The 21,210-nt window shown below is 42.9% G+C and carries 13 protein-coding genes, 1 tRNA gene and 1 pseudogene; 13 read left to right on the forward strand and 2 right to left on the reverse strand.

Annotated elements, in window-relative coordinates; translation table 11 throughout:
• The first annotated feature begins 7 nt into the window (after positions 1-7).
• Both PW252_RS01695 and PW252_RS01700 read left to right on the forward strand, forming a co-directional pair.
• Positions 8-637 carry an NAD(P)-dependent oxidoreductase gene (locus tag PW252_RS01695; protein WP_248050253.1) on the forward strand — a complete coding sequence of 210 codons (630 nt, stop codon included), beginning with the start codon at positions 8-10 and terminating at the stop codon, positions 635-637.
• Between the two features lie 9 nt (positions 638-646).
• The gene (locus PW252_RS01700) at positions 647-1,096 is read left to right on the forward strand and encodes an Rrf2 family transcriptional regulator (RefSeq protein ID WP_248050255.1); all 450 of its coding nucleotides are present in this window, start codon (positions 647-649) and stop codon (positions 1,094-1,096) included.
• A gap of 111 nt (positions 1,097-1,207) precedes the next feature.
• Here the strand turns inward: PW252_RS01700 and PW252_RS01705 are convergent, their stop codons facing one another.
• Positions 1,208-1,717 (reverse strand): TetR/AcrR family transcriptional regulator, encoded by a 510-nt coding sequence (locus PW252_RS01705; RefSeq protein WP_248050256.1) that lies wholly within the window; start codon positions 1,715-1,717, stop codon positions 1,208-1,210.
• Between the two features lie 140 nt (positions 1,718-1,857).
• On the opposite strand from PW252_RS01705, the gene PW252_RS01710 reads away from it, so the two are divergent.
• The 4 genes from PW252_RS01710 (at position 1,858) to tig (ending at position 6,003) form a co-directional block, all read left to right on the forward strand.
• Positions 1,858-2,976 (forward strand): pectinacetylesterase family protein, encoded by a 1,119-nt coding sequence (locus PW252_RS01710; RefSeq protein ID WP_248050258.1) that lies wholly within the window; start codon positions 1,858-1,860, stop codon positions 2,974-2,976.
• 8 nt (positions 2,977-2,984) lie between these two features.
• The gene (locus tag PW252_RS01715) at positions 2,985-4,004 is read left to right on the forward strand and encodes an alpha/beta hydrolase (protein WP_248050260.1); all 1,020 of its coding nucleotides are present in this window, start codon (positions 2,985-2,987) and stop codon (positions 4,002-4,004) included.
• A gap of 1 nt (position 4,005) precedes the next feature.
• A complete protein-coding gene (locus PW252_RS01720; protein WP_248050262.1) occupies positions 4,006-4,605 on the forward strand; it encodes a DUF1349 domain-containing protein in 600 nt (199 codons plus the stop codon).
• A gap of 114 nt (positions 4,606-4,719) precedes the next feature.
• A complete protein-coding gene (tig, locus tag PW252_RS01725) occupies positions 4,720-6,003 on the forward strand; it encodes a trigger factor (protein WP_105117369.1) in 1,284 nt (427 codons plus the stop codon).
• Between the two features lie 24 nt (positions 6,004-6,027).
• Here tig and PW252_RS01730 read toward each other — a convergent pair.
• Positions 6,028-7,481: pseudogene (locus PW252_RS01730) on the reverse strand (IS1182 family transposase).
• 237 nt (positions 7,482-7,718) lie between these two features.
• Here PW252_RS01730 and PW252_RS01735 point away from each other — a divergent pair.
• The 7 genes from PW252_RS01735 (at position 7,719) to PW252_RS01765 (ending at position 21,017) form a co-directional block, all read left to right on the forward strand.
• Positions 7,719-8,639: a metal ABC transporter solute-binding protein, Zn/Mn family gene (locus PW252_RS01735; RefSeq protein WP_248051517.1), complete on the forward strand. Its 921-nt coding sequence runs from the start codon at positions 7,719-7,721 to the stop codon at positions 8,637-8,639.
• A 20-nt stretch (positions 8,640-8,659) separates the two neighbouring features.
• Positions 8,660-11,647 (forward strand): pneumococcal-type histidine triad protein, encoded by a 2,988-nt coding sequence (locus tag PW252_RS01740; RefSeq protein ID WP_316716835.1) that lies wholly within the window; start codon positions 8,660-8,662, stop codon positions 11,645-11,647.
• Positions 11,648-11,826: 179 nt separating this feature from the next.
• Complete coding sequence (locus PW252_RS01745; RefSeq protein WP_316716836.1) at positions 11,827-16,857, forward strand: S8 family serine peptidase; 5,031 nt, start codon at positions 11,827-11,829, stop codon at positions 16,855-16,857.
• A gap of 140 nt (positions 16,858-16,997) precedes the next feature.
• Positions 16,998-17,579 carry a DNA-directed RNA polymerase subunit delta gene (rpoE, locus tag PW252_RS01750; protein ID WP_248044674.1) on the forward strand — a complete coding sequence of 194 codons (582 nt, stop codon included), beginning with the start codon at positions 16,998-17,000 and terminating at the stop codon, positions 17,577-17,579.
• 164 nt (positions 17,580-17,743) lie between these two features.
• Entirely contained in the window at positions 17,744-19,348 is a 1,605-nt protein-coding gene (locus tag PW252_RS01755) for a CTP synthase (RefSeq protein WP_248051516.1), read from the forward strand.
• A gap of 399 nt (positions 19,349-19,747) precedes the next feature.
• A tRNA-Leu gene (locus PW252_RS01760) sits at positions 19,748-19,833 on the forward strand.
• A 302-nt stretch (positions 19,834-20,135) separates the two neighbouring features.
• Complete coding sequence (locus PW252_RS01765) at positions 20,136-21,017, forward strand: class II fructose-bisphosphate aldolase (RefSeq protein WP_105109964.1); 882 nt, start codon at positions 20,136-20,138, stop codon at positions 21,015-21,017.
• Positions 21,018-21,210: the final 193 nt, after the last annotated feature.

Below are 21,210 nucleotides of genomic sequence, written 5' to 3' on the forward strand. Positions count from 1 at the left end.
AAAGAAAATGAAAATAGCAGTAGTAGCAGCGAACGGTAAAGCAGGTAGCTTGATTGTGAAAGAAGCGGTAGCACGTGGTTTTGAAGTAACGGCCATCGTTCGTGGTGAAAATAAGACAGTCGCACAGCAGGTTCTTCAAAAGGATGTTTTTGACCTGACAGCTGATGATGTGATTGGTTTTGATGCGGTAGTGGATGCAGTAGGTGCCTGGACAGCAGACACTGTCCATATGGTTCCTGATGCAGCCAAACATTTGGCGGCTATCCTAAAAGGTTCGCAAACACGTTTACTTGTGGTTGGTGGAGCGGCAAGCCTCTATGTTAATCCAGAACATACCTTGACTGTGGCAGATGTGACAGAGTTTCCAGCGGAAGTATTGCCTGTGCTAAATGCTCACAAGGAAGCACTTGAGGCCCTTCGTCAAGTAGATGATGTCAACTGGACCTATGTAAGCCCGGCAGGTGATTTCCAAGCAGACGGTGAACGGACAGGACGCTATATTCTTGGCGGCGAAGAGTTGGTCTTGAATAGCAAGGGAGAAAGCGTTATTTCCTATGCAGATTATGCCATTGGTATGATTGACGAGATTGCATCAGGTGATCATCTCAAAGCACGTATTAGCCTTGTCAGCGAGTAAAAGGTTGTTATGCAGATTTCAAATAAATTTACCATTGCCATTCATGCCTTGGCCTTTATCCATCTCTTTCAAGACCAGCAACGTGTTACCAGCAAGGTTTTGGCAACTAGCATTCAAGCCAATCCCGTTATCATTCGCTCGGTTCTATCTGGTTTGAAGGATGCGGGAATTGTAGATGCCAAGCAGGGCAGCGGCGGTTTTCGTTTAGCAAAGCCACTTGATGACATTAGCCTTTATGACATCTTTGTTACGGTTGACAATATCGATAAGAAAGGCTTGTTTAATTTTCATGAAAATCCCCATCCTGACTGTATCGTGGGGGGAAATATCCATGCCGCTGTGGACGACAAACTCGTCCAAGTCCAGACAGCTATGGAGAAAGAATTGAAAACTATGTATATGTCTGATGTTCTGGTTGACCTAGAAAAAGCCATTGAAGAAAAAGTGAAAAGGAATTAAATTGTCATCTTTTCACAATGACCACTATATACAAAAAAGACTTAGAGTGACTGAAAAACAGTTGTCTAAGTCTTTTTGCTTGGTCTGGGCAAGAACGTTGACAAGTTTGCTCTATTGCTCTCCCATCAACCGCATGATGTCATCAGGGCTTTCCTTACAGCCTCTAGCAACCCAGGTTTTAAGCACTCGGAAAAATCCCCCCACGATAAATTGCAGGTGAAAATCATCGGTCAAGTCCCCCAGTCTTTCTTTGAAATAGCTGTCCAAGACCTCCTCGAGCAAGTAGTCCAAATGGTTGGCAGTTAATAAGCGAATCTTATCCTGTTGCTCATGCCAAAAGTCAAAAAATTGCCGTAAAGCCAGTAAGAGATGAGCATCTGACCAATCCGACAAGTCAATCTGTCGTTCGGTCAACCAGGCTTGTAACTCCATGGTGAAAGACCGTTCGAGCACCTCTTCCTTATTGGAAAAGTTTCGGTAAAAGGTCACCCGACCGATGCCAGCTCGCTCCACCAACTCTGACACACTAATCTTTTCAAAGGATTTGTCTTCCAGCAACTCCCACAAAGCCTCCACGACACTCTCCACAAATAACGACTCTTTCCGCTTCACTCTTTCCATGCGAAACACTTCCTTTCCTTTGTTTCCTTTTGGGCAAATAGCAGAGCTGGGACTAGTTTTCCCACTGTTCATCTGCTATACTGATAAAAACGAAACACTTGTTTCTAAAAATATACCATAAAGGACAGAAAAAAGAAAGTATGAAAAAAGTTTGGAAAATAGTAGCGGCTGTAACAGTTGTTCTAGCCTTGCTTGGTTTTATTGCCTATAAAATGACCTTTGGCTGGTCAGCTCCTGAGCTTGTTGCTCAGACCCCACAAGTGAATGAATGGTACCGCCTCAGTCCCGAAGGGGTTGTAGATTCTCAAGGCAACCAGGCGCACGGCCTGCTTCGTATTGGTAAAGAGAAGAATAAGGTGATGGTCTATTTCTTTGGTGGTGGAGTTAGTATTAATGAAGAGACTGCTAGTGGTGGCACACGCTATTTTGCGACCACAATTGGCCATCAAGATTATGTCGCAACTTGGGGAATCGGTAGTTCGCAGGAAGATAATCCATTTAAGGACTGGACTATGATTGTGCTTCCGTATGGGACAGGAGATTTTCATGCAGGGACCCAAAGCTTTTCATATGTAGACGATAACGGAAAAGAGCAAGTAGTCCATCACCAAGGTTATTCCAATCTGATGAGTATTTTAGCGGTTGCTAAGTCTCACATAGGTAATCCCGATACGCTTCTGGTGACTGGATTTTCAGCTGGCGGATTTGCGACCTCACTGCTAGCGGATGATGTCATTTCTCATTTTCCAACAGCGAAAAATGTCACAGTTGCAGTGGATAGTTCCTTTTTGAGACATGATAATTGGAAAAGCATAGCAGAAAATGTCTGGAAGACCCCGACTTCTATTAGTGATCGTCTGCATTCAGACAATCTTGTTTTGGATAGCTTAGTAGCCCTCCATGAGAAGCGAGGGGATAAGGTTAAGATATTGTTTGATATTTCCTATCGAGATGGAATTCTTCAGCAATATCAGGCCTATATTGACCAAGGGAAACTAGCAGATGCAACAAAAGCGAGCAGTGATGACTTTCAAATCAAGCTCAAACAGATGGTACAAGAGCTTCAAACTCAGATTGAGGGAGTGGGTATTTTTATCTGGAACTATGGTCAAGATGAAAAAACCACAGCTACTCAGCACACCACCATTAACTTCTCAACATTCTTTACCCCTATGTTTCAGGACAAGAGTGTGGCTGATTGGCTACATGATGCTGTCAATGGACAGGTAAGCAGTTATGGATTAGAACTATTAGATTAGGAGAACTCATGAAAAAATTTAAAAAAATTATCTTATGGCCCCTTGGGATTGTAGCTAGTCTCGGTATCATTGCCTATGTGTCCGTTACCAATCATCCGCAGTTGATGGTCGGTGTCATTCAATCGTTTATGTACCAGGAGAGTTCACCCAACTCTTACAGTCCTCTTTACGATCCCATTGATGGTCTGAAAGAGAATGGTCAGTATCTGAAAAGTGAGATTGCCTATAGCAAGGACTACCCTAACAGCTTTTTAGATATTATCTATCCAGACCAAAATTTTGAAGCTGACCGTCCAACCCTCTTCTATTTCCACGGTGGTGGATTCTTTGGAGGGAGTAAAAATATGGGGGACCCTCTGGCTGCCAGCCAAGCCACCTATCTCATTGACGATATTGTGTCAAAAGGATATAATGTGGTCAATGTTGACTATGCTATTGTACCAGACCACCATTTCCCAACACCTGTGATTCAGATGAATCAGGCCCTTGCCTACATAAAGGAACACGCTGAAGAATACCATTTGAACATGGACAATGTTGTCTTGATGGGTTCATCCGCAGGTGCCATCATGGTAGCACAATACGGTAGCCTCTTAGCCAACAATGATTACGCTCAGCTATTGAACATTGAACCAAGTATTGCAAAAGAACATGTCAAGGCTCTGGTCATCGATGATGCTCCCTTAGATTATGCCAAATTTAGCCTAGCAACCAAGATGTTGGTTGGAAATTATGTTTCAGAAACCATTTATCTAAGTGAGGAAGAAATCAATGCCTATAACCCGATTTCCCATGTGAACAAGGACTACCCAGCTAGTTTCCTGCTGGGAAGCGAGTATCGGACAGATATGGTGTCGCTCAATAAGGCCTTGCAGCAAGCGGGAGTTGAAAATGAATTGGTCGATCCTTTAGCGGAAGAAGGGCTTGAAAAGCCACATGGTTTTGTGGCGAATTTACGAAATGACCCGGTATCTGCTAAAGCATTTGAGCGGATGATGACTTTTATAGACGAACGAACTAAGGAGTAACATGAACACCAAAAATTTTTACTGGGTGCGAGAACCAGAAAATTATCAGATTTCGGAAAAAGAAATTAGAATCACAACCCAAGCTCATACAGACTTGTGGCAGAAGACCTACTACCATTTTGTCAATGATAATGCTCCCCTGCTCTTGATGGACACGGAGGAAGAGTATTTTTCCTTTACGGTTAAGACGGATTTTTCCAATAGCCATACTCGCTTTGACCAGTGTGGTGTTGTGGTCTATCAGGATTCGGAAAACTGGATTAAGGGCTCGATTGAGTATGAAAATGAGGAGTTTCAGCACCTGGGCAGCGTTGTGACCAATCAGGGCTTTTCAGACTGGGCAACCCAGGAAATTCCTGCTTCTGTCAAGTCAATTTACTACCGTTTGAGCCGACGGGGCAGTGATTTTTGCATTGAAAACTCCAAAGACGGTATCCATTTTGAGCAAATGCGGATTTGCCATTTGCACCAAGGCGGCAGGAAAATTCGTTTTGGTATCTATGCCTGTTCACCAGAAGACTCTTCTTTTGAAGCGATCTTTTCAGAAATGACCTTGACAGACTGCAAATGGCTAGCCCACGACGGTCAACAACCAGATTAGAAGATTGGGCAGAAGCTCTGCCATTTCCCAAAAGTCCGTTATAAAATCGTTGAAATCCCTGTCAATTGTGTTATAATGAAGAGTATGCAATAAAATTTTAAGGAGAATGACAGAATGTCTGTATCATTTGAAGCAAAAGAAACAAACCGTGGCGTATTGACCTTCACAATTGGTCAAGATGCCATCAAACCAGAATTGGATCGCGTTTTCAACAAAGTTAAGAAAGATATCAATCTTCCAGGTTTCCGTAAAGGTCACTTGCCACGTGCCGTATTTAACCAAAAATTTGGTGAAGAAGCACTTTATCAAGATGTTGTAAATGCATTGTTACCAGCAGCTTATGAAGCAGCGGTTGCAGAAGCTGGTCTTGAAGTGGTTGCACAACCAAAAATCGACGTTGTGTCTATGGAAAAAGGTCAAGACTGGACAATCACTGCTGAAGTTGTGACAAAACCTGAAGTAAAATTGGGTGACTACAAAAACTTGGCAGTTTCAGTAGAAGCTACTAAAGAAGTAACAGATGAAGAAGTTGATGCAAAAATCGAGCGTGAGCGCAACAACTTGGCTGAATTGGTTATCAAAGAAGGTCCAGCAGCTGAAGGCGACACAGTTGTTATCGACTTTGTAGGTTCAATCGACGGCGTTGAATTTGACGGCGGTAAAGGTGAGAACTTCTCACTTGGACTTGGTTCAGGTCAATTCATCCCAGGTTTTGAAGCACAATTGGTAGGTCACGCAGCTGGTGAGGAAGTAAACGTTGAAGTGACTTTCCCAGAAGACTACCAAGCAGCAGACCTTGCTGGTAAACCAGCCCTCTTCGTAACAAAAATCCACGAAGTAAAAGCAAAAGAAGTTCCAGCCTTGGATGACGAATTGGCAAAAGACATCGACGAAGAAGTAGAAACACTTGATGAGTTGAAAGCTAAATACCGCAAAGAATTGGAAGCAGCAAAAGAAGTTGCCTTTGACGATGCAGTTGAATCAGCAGCTCTTGAATTGGCTGTAGAAAACGCTGAGATCGTTGAATTGCCAGAAGAAATGATCCACGAAGAAGTTCACCGTGCAATCAATGAATTCTTGGGTGGTATGCAACAACAAGGTATCTCACCAGACATGTACTTCCAAATCACTGGTACAACTCGTGAAGACTTGCATAAGCAATACGAAGCAGATGCTGAAAAACGTACGAAGACTAACTTGGTTGTTGAAGCAGTAGCGAAAGCAGAAGGCTTTGAAGCAACTGATGCTGAAATCGAGAAAGAAATCGAAGACTTGGCAGCTACTTACCGTATGGAAGTGGCACAAGTTCGTAGCTTGCTTTCACCAGAAATGCTTAAACACGACATCGCTGTGAAGAAAGCTGTAGAAGTGATTACAAGCACTGCAACTGTAAAATAATATAGTGAAAATTGGAAACTCGACTTAGTCGGGTTCAGAATGAAGACAAACATCTCGCTTGATGTTTGTCTTTTTCTGTTTATTGGTCTGATAGTCCGTCTTTTTGCCAGAATAGTGGCTATTTGGACAAAATAAAAAGGCTTCCCTGCCCTCATTTTTACCAATTTCTTGAGATTTAAACACGCCAAAGTCAGTCCAACCTTATCCTCCATTTTGGACTTGCCTTTCTCTCTTGTGTAACGAAGATTGTGGTACTCTTTGGCTGTCCCAAAGAGGCGTTCAATGGTTTCTTTCCGCTTCTGGTAGAGCTCCTTCATACCTTTCCTGTGCCGAATCTCTTCACAGCTTTCTAAAGCCTCTTTCCAAATGTGTCGAGTTACCACTTTCTGCTTATTCTTGCTTTCTGTACAAATTGATAGAAGTGGACAAGTAGCACAGATAGCTGAGTCACTCTTATATTCCCGATAACCTTCTCTGGTTGTAGTGCGATAGGTTAAGACCTGATTCTCAGGACAGATATAACAGTCATAGTATTCATCATAGACAAAATCCTTCGAGCGTAGTTTCCCTTTCTTTCCTTTCGGTCGTGTATACGGAAAGACTGGAGTAATCTCTTGTTCTAGGAGGAAGCGAGCGATACTTGGGGTCTTATAGCCAGAATCGGCAACGAGAAAGCTAGGCTGAAAGGGTTGGAGTTTAGCGAAGAGTACAGGAAAGGCCTGGCTGTCATGGACATTGCCAGCCTCCACGCTATAAGCCAGAGCCCAACCATGCTTGTCACAAGCAACCTGAGCTGTATAAGCAAATACTTCCTTATGGTCCCCTTTATGAAACCAGCCACTTTCAGGGTCAGTTGTAGAAATTTTCTTAGCGATGGGTCCCTCCTCTTTTGCGGGCCCTAGCGGCTTTTTTGCATGCTTTTCTCTATCCCTGTTAATTTCAATCTCTAGCTGGTCACTCATAAACTTGGCTTGCTTTTCAATTTCACGATTGATGAATTTACGATTATTCGCCGCAGCCTTGATATGGGTACCGTCAATGAAAATTTCTGTTGGATCTATGAAGCCTGCATTGACGCAGAGACCTAAGATATGGGTGAAAATGCCTTCAATAACTTGTCTATCTTGAAAACGACGGACATAGTTCTTTCCGTAGGTAGTGAAATGAGGCACCTTATCATCCAGTCGAAGACCAAGAAACCAACGGTAGGCAGTGTTGACTTCGATTTCCTTAATGGTTTGACGCATGGAACGAATGCCGAAGAGACACTGAAGGATTGGAATTTTAATGAGCAGAATAGGGTCAAGACTAGGACGCCCTGTATCATCGCTATAGCTATCTGCGACTAAGTCATAGATAAAGGAGAAGTCAATAGCTTCCTCTATTTGACGAAGGAGATGATCTTGAGGAACAAGGTCATCTAAACTGTAGAAACCAAATTGACCGCGATTGTAGTCTGGATTTTCTTTGTGTAACATAGCGATTCTCCCTCTGCTTATTAGCTAGTATTCCTATCTCTATTATACTACTTTACATATGAAAAAGCCGTTAGAAATATAATTCTAACGACTTTGTCTTCATTCTGAACTCGACTTAGTCGGGTTTTCTTTTTGTTTTTTGATAAATTAGTATATATTTTTTAAAAATACTTGACTGGTTAATTATTTTGTGATATAAACTTAACTGGTTAATGTTTTTTGTGAAAAGGAGGAAATATGCTAAAGAAAATACTTAGAGCCTGTCTTTCTGTTCTAGCTGGTTTGTGCTTGATGGCTTGCTCGGTTCAGAAAGAGGCTAGTCAGGTTCAGTCAGGAATGCGGATTGTGACATCATTTTACCCTATTTATTCATTGGTTAAGGAAGTATCGGGAGATAAGAATGATGTTCGGATGATTGGTTCGCGTTCGGGAATTCATTCATACGAACCATCAGCGGCAGATATACGAGCCATTTACGATGCAGATGTCTTTATTTATCACTCAAGGATTTTAGAGTCATGGGCAGGGCGCTTGGATCCGAATTTACAGGATTCGTCCGTCAAGGTCTTAGAAGCATCTACAAGCCTGCCTTTGTTAAAAGTTCCTGGTCTAGAAGATATGGAAGTTGGTCAGGGGATTGATGAGGCTAGTTTGTATGATCCCCACACCTGGCTGGATCCGGTCTTGGTCGGACAGGAAGCCCTTGAAATTGGGGAACTTTTGGCAGAGAGTGATCCTGAAAATGCGGATTATTATCGGGAAAATGCTAAGGCTTTGGATGAGAATGCCAAAAAGTTGGCGGACAAATATATTCCAATCTTTGCTAAGGCCAGTTCAAAAACCTTCGTGACCCAACACACTGCCTTTTCCTATACTGCCCAGAGGTTTGGATTGAAGCAGTTGGGGATAGCAGGGGTATCTGAGGAAGAACCTAGCCCAAGGCAGTTGGCAGAGATTAAAGAGTTTGTCGACACTTACAGGGTACAAACGATTTTTACCGAAAAGGGAACGTCGGATAAATTGGCTAAGGCTCTGGCAACTTCGACAGGTGTGGACTTGAAGGTCTTGGATCCTCTGGAGGCAGATCCAGAAAATAACTTGACCTATTTAGAAAACTTAGAGCAGGTTTTAGAAACTCTTGCTCAAGAATTGAAATAATCATTGATAGAGGAGATAAAATGAAGAAGAAAGCTCTTGTTGGTTCGGTAGCAGCCCTTGTTTTGGGGATGAGTGTGTGTAGCTACCAGTTGGGTCGTTATCAGGCGACAGAAGAACAAAAAAATCGAGTGTCCTATATTGAAGATAGTCAAAAGGAACAGTCATTGGTTGCGGAGCAATTAACTCCGGAACAGGTTTCGGCAAAGGAAAATATTGATGCTGAGCAGATTGTTGTCAAAATTACTGACCAAGGCTATGTGACATCTCACGGAGATCATTTCCATTATTACAATGGCAAGGTGCCTTTCGATGCAATCTTTAGTGAAGAATTGGTCATGAAGGATCCGAATTATGTCCTTCAAGATAGTCACATTATCAATGAGGTTCAAGATGGCTATGTTATCAAGGTAGATGGGAAATATTACCTTTACTTGAAAGATGTCAAACAGCAGAAAAATGTTCGGAGCAAGGAAGAGGTTGAACGACAGAAAGGGATTACATCGGCTGATAGCAAGCGACAGGCGACAGGTTCTAGCCATTCAGATGGTCCCTACAAGACTGACGATGGTTATGTCTTTAATCCGACAGATGTCATTGAAGATACCGGTGATGGCTTTATTGTTCCCCATGGGGACCATTTCCATTTCATTCCGAAAAAAGATCTTTCAGCAACAGAGTTAAAAGCTGCTCAGGATTACTGGAATAAAAAGTCTGGGAACCAGTCAGGTGCTGGAAGTCATTATGGAAATCACACCCAGAAAGTTCGGCAGGAAACTCCTGTTTCAGTACAGGGTCAAGATTTGGCTAGCTTGTTGGCTCAGCTGGATGCGACACCTTTATCCCAACGTCATGTGGAAGCAGATGGCCTGGTCTTTGATCCACGAACCATAACTAAGAAAACTGCGACAGGTGTTGTTGTTCCCCATGGAGATCACCATCATTTCATCCCTTATAACCAGATGTCAGCCTTGGAAGAGAAGATTACTCGGATGATTGGTGTAGGTGTTTCGGTTTCATATGCATCGGTTTCGGAAGATAGACCGACAGAAACGGCTGGTCCAGTGACGTTTCCTAGTTCGTCAGTGGCTAGTCCAATCAGTCCTGTTCAATCTTCCCAGCCTACTCTTGCATCTCATGCTACTGAACCTGCTAATTCAAGTCTATTAAGCCAACCAAGTCTTCCTGTTGATCTCGTAAAACCTAGTCAACCTAGGGAGAAAGTTCATTCCTATATGGGACGGCCAATTTCTATCTATGGTAAGGGATTGGATGGCAAGGCCTACTTTACAAGTGATGGCTACGTTTTTAGCAAAGAATCCATAACATCAGTTGATGAGCATGGCTTGATTGCTAGTCATGGGGACCATTTCCATTATGTTGGTCTTGGTGAATTGGAAGACTTTGAAATCAGGCAAGTGGAAGAGTGGGTGAGAGAGCAAACAGGTGCTCCGGTATTATCGACAAAACCAATACATAATCTAATTATTGATAGTCCACTACCATCTCAACCGACAAGTCCATTAGAAACGGATAAGCCCAAGGAAAATCAAGTGTTTGCTCCGTCTGGCAGTATAGTTTCAGCAGGAATGGAGTCTGTGGAAACAGAAAAGCCTACGGTTGAAACAAGCACAGCCTTAGAAGAGAATCGTCCAGACTTTGACTATAAATTGGTTACAGGCAAGGAAAGATTGAACGGCAAGGTTGTCTATCATGTGCAGCAAGCAGGTAAGACTTATTCTTATAGCCGTGACGAATTGGATTGGATGAAAATCTCATTTGCAGAATTAACCCTATCAGAAAAAGATAAACAATATATCTTTGACATTGCTCCGTTGGCTGAAGGAGATCTTCAACCTGCCATGTTGGTCACTATGGACAAGATTCCAATGAAGGGAGCTAATGCGACTTACGATACGGGTACTTCCTTTGTCATTCCTCACATAGACCATATCCATGTTCTGCCTTATACTTGGTTGAGCAAGGAACAAATTGCAACCATTCGTTACATCATGCAACATCCGGATGTTCGTCCATCAGCTTGGACAACAGCTGGGCATGGCGATGGAGAAATGGCTGAAGAGGTTCCGTCGATTTTAAATGCTATACCGAAAGCAGAGCGCCATGGCTTGAAAAATTGGCAGATTGTTTATACTGCTGAAGAAGTCATGGCTGCGCGTGCGCAGGGTAAGTTTGCGACCAATGATGGTTATATCTTTGCAGCAGAAGATGTCTTGGATCCAGCCAGCTTTATCTTTAGTCAAGCCTTTAGCGTTCCAAGAGCGACAGGAGGTTCTTTACGCTCAGTAGCTAAAAAAGACCTTTCACAAGAGGAACTAGCAGCTGTAGAAGCTCTTCTTAATAAACGTGATGCGGAAGAATTGGCCAAACGTGTGACGCCGCTTGATAGACGGGCAGGCTTGAAAAACTGGCAAATTATCCATTCGGCAGAGGAATTGGCAACCGCCAAGGCAGCAGGGAAGTACATAACAAAAGACGGCTATATTTTTGACCCGCAAGATGTTTTGGATCCAAAAACCAAGGTATCTCAAACAGCCTTCCGAATTCCTAGAGCGGATGGCTCAGGATTCTACCGTGTGGAAAAAGCGGCCCTCAATCCTCAAACAGAATTAGCACTAGCTGAAGCCTTGCTAGCATCCAATGCACCAGTTGTAGTAGAGCCCCCTCAGCCGACTAGACCTACAGAAGCAGGGACTCAACCAAGCGTTTCGTCTATTATTGCAACGCCAGCCCAACGCTTTGCATCGGAAGAAAAAACAGACACATCTGACAGTCAAGAAAGTGGTCAATCGCAAGAAACCGAGGTTGAAACTAGCCCGTCAAGTGAAATGCCGACGGATGCAGCTTCAGAAACAACCCCAGCTGTAGAAGAGCCAGTCAAGGAGTTAGAGGCACCATCTGAATTAGTTCCTCCAGTTGAACCAGTAGCTTCTTCAGTTGTTTCGACAGAAAGTATAGAAAGCAGGGTAACAGATTCTGTTTCAGAATAAAAAATGAGCTTTTGCAGTCTCTTGAATGGTTGGCACTATGCTAGTCATTTAAGTGGAAGGCAGAAGCTTTTCTTATATTTTTCAAAAAAATCTGAAAATTCAGTATTGTCCAGAAAGCGATTTCGTGATAAAATATTTTTTGTATGTAGAATACAAATCTAAAAAAGGAGGTTATGTTTATGGCAAATCGCAATTTGGTCAATCGACTATTGAAGGCAAGTAGTTTATTGACTCTTTTGACGGCTACAACTTATGTGGCAGTGCCTGTTTTAGCGAATGAAACCAATACACTTCCGCTTGTAACAGTGGATAACTCAATGGCCCATTCTGTAGAAACAGACCTAGCTCCAGTGGCTGATCAAGGTTTAGATCTGTCATTGACGGAGAAAGAAGAAGATGTCGGCGAAACCCAGTTAGTTTCTAATATGGTTGAACCAGCTTCAAGTGTAGTTGAACCAGTTACTGACCAGGTTCAGACAGAGGATGTGGTTGGGGCTGCTGTTCTTGTTACAGAGAATGTAGAGCCTGTAGTTACTGATTCGGAGTCTACCCTGGATAATTCTGCTACTGCTACCGAGCTTTCTGGAGGCGAGGAAGTGCTTTCAGAGGAGAGCAATGCTCTCATCAATGTTCCTACTGTCTGGGAGGCAGGCAACAAGGGAGAAGGGATGGTCATTGCCATTGTCGATTCTGGTATTGATGTGGAGCACGATGCCTATCGTCTGACAGATATCACAAAGGCCAAGTATCAAAGTGAGGAAGAACTTGTTGTTGTGAAAGAACAGGCGGGTATTCATTACGGTCAATGGTACAGTGAAAAAATCGTCTTTGCTTATAATTATCTAGATACAAATAATGAGGTAAAAGAAAGCAAGGAAGCCACTCACGGTGGTCACGTTGCAGGTATTGCAGCAGGAAACCCTTCTCAGGAAGATAGCATTGGGCAAAAGATTGTGGGTGTAGCACCTGAAGCTCAGCTTATGTTTATGCGTGTCTTTTCAGAGAATTTTGGTAGTGGAACCCAGCCTTTTCTTTATATCCGAGCGATTGAAGACGCTGTCAAGTTGGGTGCTGATGTCATTAACTTGAGTTTGGGTTCGGCAGCAGGTTCTTTGATTGATGCCAGTGTTGCTTTAAACCAAGCTATTGAAGATGCCAAGAAACGTGGAGTGTCCGTTGTTATTGCGGCGGGTAACGACCGTGTTTGGGGAGATGGACAGGATAATCCTTGGGTCGAAAATCCAGATTATGGTCTAGTAGCCTCTCCGGCAGCAGCTAAGGATTCCATTGCGGTGGCTTCTTTCAATAATACCCATATCGTAAAAGATGTCTTTACCATTCGAGGTATGGAAAACCAGCCAGCATTTAACAATGGTAAGGGAACCTACACTCAGCCTAGCGGTCTACCAGACTTTGATGCCAGCCAAGAGTACGATTACGTTTTTGTCGGTATTGGTAATCCTGAAGATTTCCAAGGGAAAGACCTTAATGGCAAAGTCGCTCTGATCCAACGTGGTGCAATTTCGTTTGATGCTAAGATTGCTGAAGCCAAGAAAAATGGAGCAGTTGGAGCAGTTATTTTCAATAACATTGATACAGGTAATGACCTATCAATGGCGGTAACCTCAAGAGAAGCTCGTTCTATCCCATCTATCTTTATTCCTAAAGCACTTGGTTTGGAATTGGCAGATAAATCAGGCACAGGCACCTACAAGCTAGTGTTTGACAAAAAGAAAGCCATGATGGACAATCCAGAGGGCAATCAGATGTCTGAATTTACCAGCTGGGGCTTGACGGCAGATGGTGAGTTGAAACCGGATGTTACTGCACCGGGTGGAGCTATTTATTCCAGTATCAATGATGGCAAGTATGCTAGCATGAACGGTACGTCCATGGCTTCTCCGCATGTTGCAGGTGCTGTAGCCCTTATTAAAAAAGGATTGATGGAGAGATATCATGGCTTGACAGGACAAGCTCTTCAAGACCGTATCAAGCAAGTCTTGATGTCAACAGCTCGTCCACACTTTGATGCGACTGCCAATGCTTATGTTTCACCAAGACAGCAAGGTTCAGGTTTGATTGATGTTCCAGCGGCTATTGCGACAGACTTGTATGTTTTAGGTAGCGAAGGTTATCCGAGCATTTCACTAGGTAATGTCCAAGACAACTTCAGCTTTGATGTGACGCTCTACAATACATCTGACAAGGCTCAGACTGTTACCTACAAGACACACTTGAATACAGATGCTGTTGAGAACGGTACATTCAGCTTGACGGCACGGGAATTGACACAGGTTGAGGGACAGGAAATTACTGTCGATGCACATTCTAGCAAGACAGTGACTATCTCTTTAGATGCGTCTAGTTATGCAGAGGAACTAGCTCAATTGATGCCAAATGGTTATTATTTGGAAGGTTTTGTTCGCTTCCTAAATAAAGATGATCAAATGGATCTGGTCAGTCTTCCATTCGTTGGTTTCCGAGGGAAATTCCAAGATTTGGCAGTTTTAGAGAAATCGATTTATGATTTTTCTACCGAGGAAGCTCCTTTCTATACAGAAAATGATTTCTCTGTGACAGGTGGTTTGGCAGTAGATGAGAAAAACTTCTACACAGCCTTGTTATCTGGTAAAGCGGAATTTAACCATGAAACAGGTGAATATGGTGTTCAATCTCCATTTATCTTGGGTACTTTTGAAGATGCAGACGGAAATTTCCTCTTGAAAAAAGATGAGAATGGCCAGCCAATCCTCGCTCTTTCTCCAAATGGAGACGGAAACCGAGATGGAATTGTTTTCCGTGGCGTATTCCTTCGTAACTTCCGTAATTTACAAGCGACAGTTTATGCCGCAGAAGATACAGAGCGTAAGACGCCATTATGGCAAGGGGACTCAATCAGCGGGCCGAAGAATTTCTATGCTGGTCGTCCTACTAATCCACGTGCACATTTGATTGAAACATCTGCCTGGGAAGGTAAGGATAAGAACGGTCAAGATTTGCCAGATGGTAAGTATCAATACGTTATTTCATACCTGCCTGAAACATCTGGTGCCAAGGAGCAATTCATTACCTATACCATTGAATTGAATCGTGTTCGCCCTGCTATTACAACGGGTGTTGTGGATATGGAGGCAATGACCTTTAAACCACGTGCTCCGATTGCCTACGGTATGCCGATTTACCGTGAGCGTGTTTACTATGTTATCCATACAAAAGATGAAAATGGGCAACCAGTAGAAATTGAAAATCCAAATAATATTGGTCCAACTGGTCGTCCATTGAAAGAAGTATTGACCCAGCCACGTCGTGTCTATGTACAACCAGATGAAAATGGTGTGTATCAATTGCCGACAGAGGACATCTTAGGTCGTCCACTGGACATTTCTAGCTTCTTCTATGCAGTAGAGGATCAGGCGGGTAACGTTCTAAGTGCCAATTTATCTGAATTTGCAGAAGTGCCAAGCGACCATGGGGTTGTTGTTGTACAGATTATCAATGACCAGACTGATCAAGAATACCCAACTGCCTATAATTATATTATTAGAGATGCAGAAGGAAATCAGCTTGAGTTATTGAAACCAGCTGGTCCGACAAGTAATATTCAACTGCTTCCGTTTGGTACCTACACAGTTGAATTGCATTTGTTCGATAAGGATGAGGTTCGTCTCATTGACGGTGAGCCTCTCATAAAAACATTTACTGTTTCAGAAGAGAATAGTTTAGTTGGTATTGATTTCCGAGTAATTGCTGTAGACCGTTCTCCGGTTCTAGCAGATTTTGGTGGTCTAGTGCCAGAAGGAACTAAAGTATATTTGGTTAATCAGAGCGGAGAAGAGCTTGAGCTTACTCGTGCTCGTTATGCTCCGGAAGTCTTTGAACGTTTGGTTACACATGGGGACTATTCAATCCGCATTGAAGTGCCTACAGGTTATGGTGTGGTAGATGCTCCGACGACTTATAAGGTCGAAGAGGCAGTTCGCAACTATTTGAATCTGATTTTGACAGCCAAGGGAGACATTGAAAATGGAGGAAAATCTCTCACAAATGATGTTCCAGTTCTTCCAGCCTTTGACCTGTCAGCCGATACAGATGGCGATGGCTTCAGCAATCAAGTAGAATTGGAGCAAGGTTCTGATTATACTAATGCAAGTTCAGTTCCAGATGTGACATCAAAGGGTTCTTCCGTCACAAGCCCAGCGCCTTCGGTCTTTGACCTGTCAGCTGATACAGATAGCGATGGCTTCAGCAACCAAGTAGAGTTGGAGCAAGGTTCTGATTATGCAAATGCAGGTTCAGTTCCAGATGTGACATCAAAGGGTTCTTCTGTCACAAGCCCAGTCCTTCCGACCTTTGATTTGACTGCCGATACAGATGGCGATGGCTTTAGTAACCAAGTAGAATTGGAGCAAGGTTCTGATTATGCAAATGCGGCTTCAGTTCCAGTTGTAACAGCCACAGGTGAGCCAGCCTTTCTAGAATTACCAGAAGGTCATTTGAATCTGAATGGTTCTTCCGTAACCGCCCCAGCCCTTCCAATCTTTGACTTGTCAGCTGATACAGATGGCGATGGCTTTAGTAACCAAGTAGAATTGGAGCAAGGTTCTGATTATGCAAATGCAGGTTCAGTTCCAGTTGTAACAGCCACAGGTGAGCCGGCTTATCTAGAATTACCAGAAGGTCATTTGGAACTGACCGGTTCATCTGTAACTGCCCCAGTCCTTCCGACCTTTGATTTGACTGCCGATACAGATGGCGATGGTTTCAGTAATCAAGTAGAGTTGGAGCAAGGTTCTGATTATGCAAATGCAGGTTCAGTTCCAGTTGTAACAGCCACAGGTGAGCCAGCTTATCTAGAATTACCAGAAGGTCATTTGGAACTGACCGGTTCATCTGTGACCACCCCAGCCCTTCTGACATTTGATTTGACTGCCGATACAGATGGTGATGGTTTCAGTAATCAAGTAGAGTTAAAACAAGGCTCTGACTATGCAGATGCTGCTTCAAGACCGGAGAAGAATCTGACACTTCCAGAAGTCATCAAGCCAGTTCCTGTGCCATCAGTAGCAGGAGAACAAGGTTCAGTGAAACAGATTTCTTCTACTAAAACCCTTCCAGCAACGGGAGTTGTAGAAAATATGAGTTTCTATCTTGTGGCTAGCTTGACAAGCCTATCCGCATTTCTTTTATTCAAAAAGAGAGAGGAAGCCTAGTTAGTCGCTAGGAAGAAAAAAGAGGTCTAGTTTGGCAGTGCCGACTAGGCTTTTCTTTTCTAAAAAAATTTTCACTTATCTTTGACTAATTAAGAGTTTTAGCGTAAAATGGAAAGGAAAGACAAAAAAGGAGAAGAGCCTTGGAATTAAACGTATTTGCAGGACAAGAAAAAAGTGAACTTTCCATGATTGAAGTAGCCCGTGCTATTTTGGAAGAACGCGGACGTGACAATGAAATGTACTTCAATGATTTGGTCAATGAAATTCAAAATTACCTTGAAAAATCAAATAGCGAGATTCGAGCAGCCTTGCCAACTTTTTATTCAGATTTGAATGTGGATGGTAGCTTTATTCCGCTCGGTGAAAATAAATGGGGATTACGTTCTTGGTATGCTATTGATGAAATTGATGAAGAAGTGATCACTCTTGAAGAAGATGATGAAGATGCACCGAAACGTAAGAAAAAACGTGTCAATGCCTTTATGGACGGAGATGAAGATGCCATCGATTACGGTCATGATGATCCAGAAGATGAAGACGACTACTCTGACAGATCGACATCTGAATATGATGATGAAAATCCTGATGATGAGAAGGATGAGGTGGAGTCATACGATTCTGAAATCAATGAAATTATCACCGATGATGAATTGGATGTAGAACAGGTTGATTTGGGTGAAGTCGATGATGACTACTCAGATGAAGAGCCTGTAGACGAATAGTCATATAAAATTGTATTTGACAAGGCAATGAGATTGCGATAAGATATTATCGGGCACCTCTTTTGAGGTCGGAGCTCCCTATTCGTAGGGAGCTATTTTTGTTTTTTCTTCATCATTATTGACATCTACCCCATCATGATGATGACAGTAGAAAAGGAGTTTGCATGACAAAATATATTTTTGTAACTGGTGGCGTGGTGTCATCGATTGGTAAGGGAATTGTAGCAGCAAGTTTGGGTCGCCTCTTGAAAAACAGAGGCTTAAAAGTCACCATTCAAAAATTCGACCCCTACATCAACATTGACCCAGGAACTATGAGCCCCTACCAACACGGAGAAGTATTTGTAACCGATGATGGTGCAGAAACTGACTTGGACCTCGGTCACTATGAGCGTTTTATCGATATCAACCTCAACAAATACTCCAACGTCACAACTGGTAAAATTTACAGCGAAGTCCTTCGTAAAGAACGCAAAGGAGAGTACCTAGGAGCAACGGTTCAGGTGATTCCACATATCACAGATGCTCTCAAGGACAAAATCAAGCGAGCAGCCCGTACGACAGATGCGGATGTCATCATCACAGAAGTAGGTGGAACTGTCGGAGATATTGAAAGTTTGCCTTTCCTTGAAGCTCTCCGTCAGATGAAGGCAGATGTTGGCTCTGAAAACGTTATGTACATTCATACGACCCTCTTGCCTTATCTCAAAGTGGCAGGAGAAATGAAAACCAAGCCAACCCAACATTCGGTCAAAGAACTGCGTGGACTTGGAATTCAGCCAAATATGTTGGTGATTCGGACAGAACAGCCGGCAGGTCAAGGCATAAAAAATAAATTAGCTCAATTCTGTGATGTAGCGCCAGAAGCGGTGATTGAATCGCTGGACGTTGAACACCTCTATCAAATTCCTCTCAATATGCAGGCGCAAAACATGGACCAGATTGTCTGCGACCACTTGAAACTGGATGTGCCGCCAGCAGATATGACAGATTGGTCAGCCATGGTTGATAAGGTGTTAAATCTCAAGAAGACTGTTAAGATTGCCCTTGTTGGTAAATACGTCGAACTCCAAGATGCCTACATTTCAGTTGTAGAAGCCTTGAAACACTCTGGCTATGCCAACGATGCTGCGATTGAGTTGGATTGGGTTAATGCCAACGACCTGACAGCAGAAAATGTAGCTGACCGCCTTGGACAAGCCCAGGGAATCATCGTACCTGGTGGCTTTGGTCACCGTGGCACAGAAGGAAAAATCCAAGCCATTCGCTATGCGCGTGAAAATGATGTGCCTATGTTGGGGGTATGCTTGGGCATGCAGTTGACCTGTGTGGAATTTGCTCGCCACGTTCTTGGATTAGAAGGAGCCAATAGTTTTGAGCTGGATCCTGAAACCAAGTATCCGATTATCGATATCATGCGTGATCAAATTGGCGTGGAAGATTTGGGTGGAACGCTTCGTTTAGGTTTGTATCCAAGCAAGCTCAAACGTGGTTCAAAAGCTGCGGCAGCCTATGACAATCAAGAAGTTGTCCAACGCCGTCACCGCCACCGATACGAGTTTAACAATGACTTCCGTCAACAATTTGAAGAAGCTGGTTTTGTCTTCTCAGGCGTATCGCCAGACAACCGCCTGGTTGAAATCGTTGAAATTCCTGAGAATAAGTTCTTTGTTGCCTGTCAATATCACCCAGAACTCCAATCTCGACCCAACCGTCCAGAGGGCCTCTATACCGCCTTCGTCACAGCTGCTGTTGAGAATGAAAAGTAAATAGGGGACGGGAAAGACATCCATGATGGCTCCGCCCTCACCCACAGAATAATGAAAACGAACATAAAGCCCCCACTAGGTGTAACATCTTAGTGAGGGCTTTGTGGTGAACTACAAGTATACACAGAGGTGTTTTCTTGTGCCTTAAAATGAATATACTTTGATAAGAAGATCTCTGGAACCTGTTTTGGTAGCCAAACCAAGGCTACTATTAGCCTAACAACTTCAAGCCTGTTATCAAATGAAATTACCAGCTTACCCAAAGATAGTGAAATAAATATTTTTGAGCAAGGCAAGGTGGCTAACTTCATTATAGAACTTTCAATGAAAAAATAATTATTTTTTTCAAAAAAGTGTTGACAGCTGTCCATTCTCGTGTTATACTAGTTCTTGTGTTAAGCGGGGATGGCGGAATTGGCAGACGCGCAGGACTAAGGATCCTGTGACCGCTTTAGGTCGTGTGGGTTCAAGTCCCACTCTCCGCATAAGTGGACTAGCTAAGGCTAGTCCTTTTACTTTGTCTTTTGAATATGTAATTTTTAATCTCGCGACTTGTTTTCTATAAATAGAAGTTGGACGTCTTCAGAGGATTATCAAGTTTCACTGGAAAATTTAAAAGCAAGAAATACGAAGCAAGAGCATTTATATGGAGAGAAGTTATTTTATCATGAAACATATGTGAAAATTTTCTCAAAACAGTATAGTTTCAACTAGCATTTTCAAAATAAAAATGGTAGAATAGAAGGGTATGAGGTACAACCTCAAAAAATATTAGGAGGCTATCGAAATGCCATTAGTTTCAGCAGAAAAATTTGTCCAAGCAGCGCGTGACAACGGTTATGCAGTTGGTGGATTTAACACAAACAACCTTGAGTGGACTCAAGCTATCTTGCGTGCAGCAGAAGCAAAACAAGCTCCAGTTCTTATCCAAACTTCTATGGGTGCAGCTAAGTACATGGGTGGCTACAAAGTAGCTCGCAACTTGATCGCTAACTTGATCGAGTCAATGAACATCACTGTTCCAGTTGCGATTCACCTTGACCATGGTCACTACGAAGATGCACTTGAGTGTATCGAAGTTGGTTACACTTCTATCATGTTTGATGGTTCACACCTTCCAGTTGAAGAAAACCTTGCAAAAGCTAAAGAAGTTGTAGAATTGGCTCACGCTAAAGGTATCTCAGTTGAGGCTGAAGTTGGTACTATCGGTGGTGAAGAAGACGGTATCGTTGGTACTGGTGAATTGGCTCCAATCGAAGATGCAGTGGCAATGGTTGCAACTGGTATTGACTTCTTGGCAGCTGGTATCGGTAACATCCACGGTCCATACCCAGCAAACTGGGAAGGTCTTGACCTTGACCACTTGCGTAAATTGACTGAAGCTGTACCAGGTTTCCCAATCGTATTGCACGGTGGTTCTGGTATTCCAGATGAGCAAATCCAAGAAGCAATCAAATTGGGTGTTGCTAAAGTTAACGTTAACACTGAGTGCCAAATCGCATTTGCAAACGCAACTCGTAAATTTGCAGCAGCTTATGAAGCAAACGAAGCAGAATACGACAAGAAAAAACTCTTTGACCCACGTAAATTCTTGGCTGACGGCGTAAAAGCTATCCAAGCATCTGTTGAAGAGCGCATCGACGTATTTGGTTCAGCCAATAAAGCTTAATGATTTTGTGAAAAATCTTTGATTTCGAGCAAACAAAGCTTAAATAGAATAATACTGAGAACCTGACAAATGTTGGGTTCTTTTTTTGCAAACCTGGTCCGTGCACTATTGTCTAAGCCCTATTTCTACTAAAGCAAAATGAAGTTCTTTTATAGAAGGAAAAACAAATTACCAAGCATCTGAAATTGCTCTA

The organism is Streptococcus sp. 29887 (genome assembly GCF_032595075.1).
GTDB lineage: Bacteria > Bacillota > Bacilli > Lactobacillales > Streptococcaceae > Streptococcus > Streptococcus iners.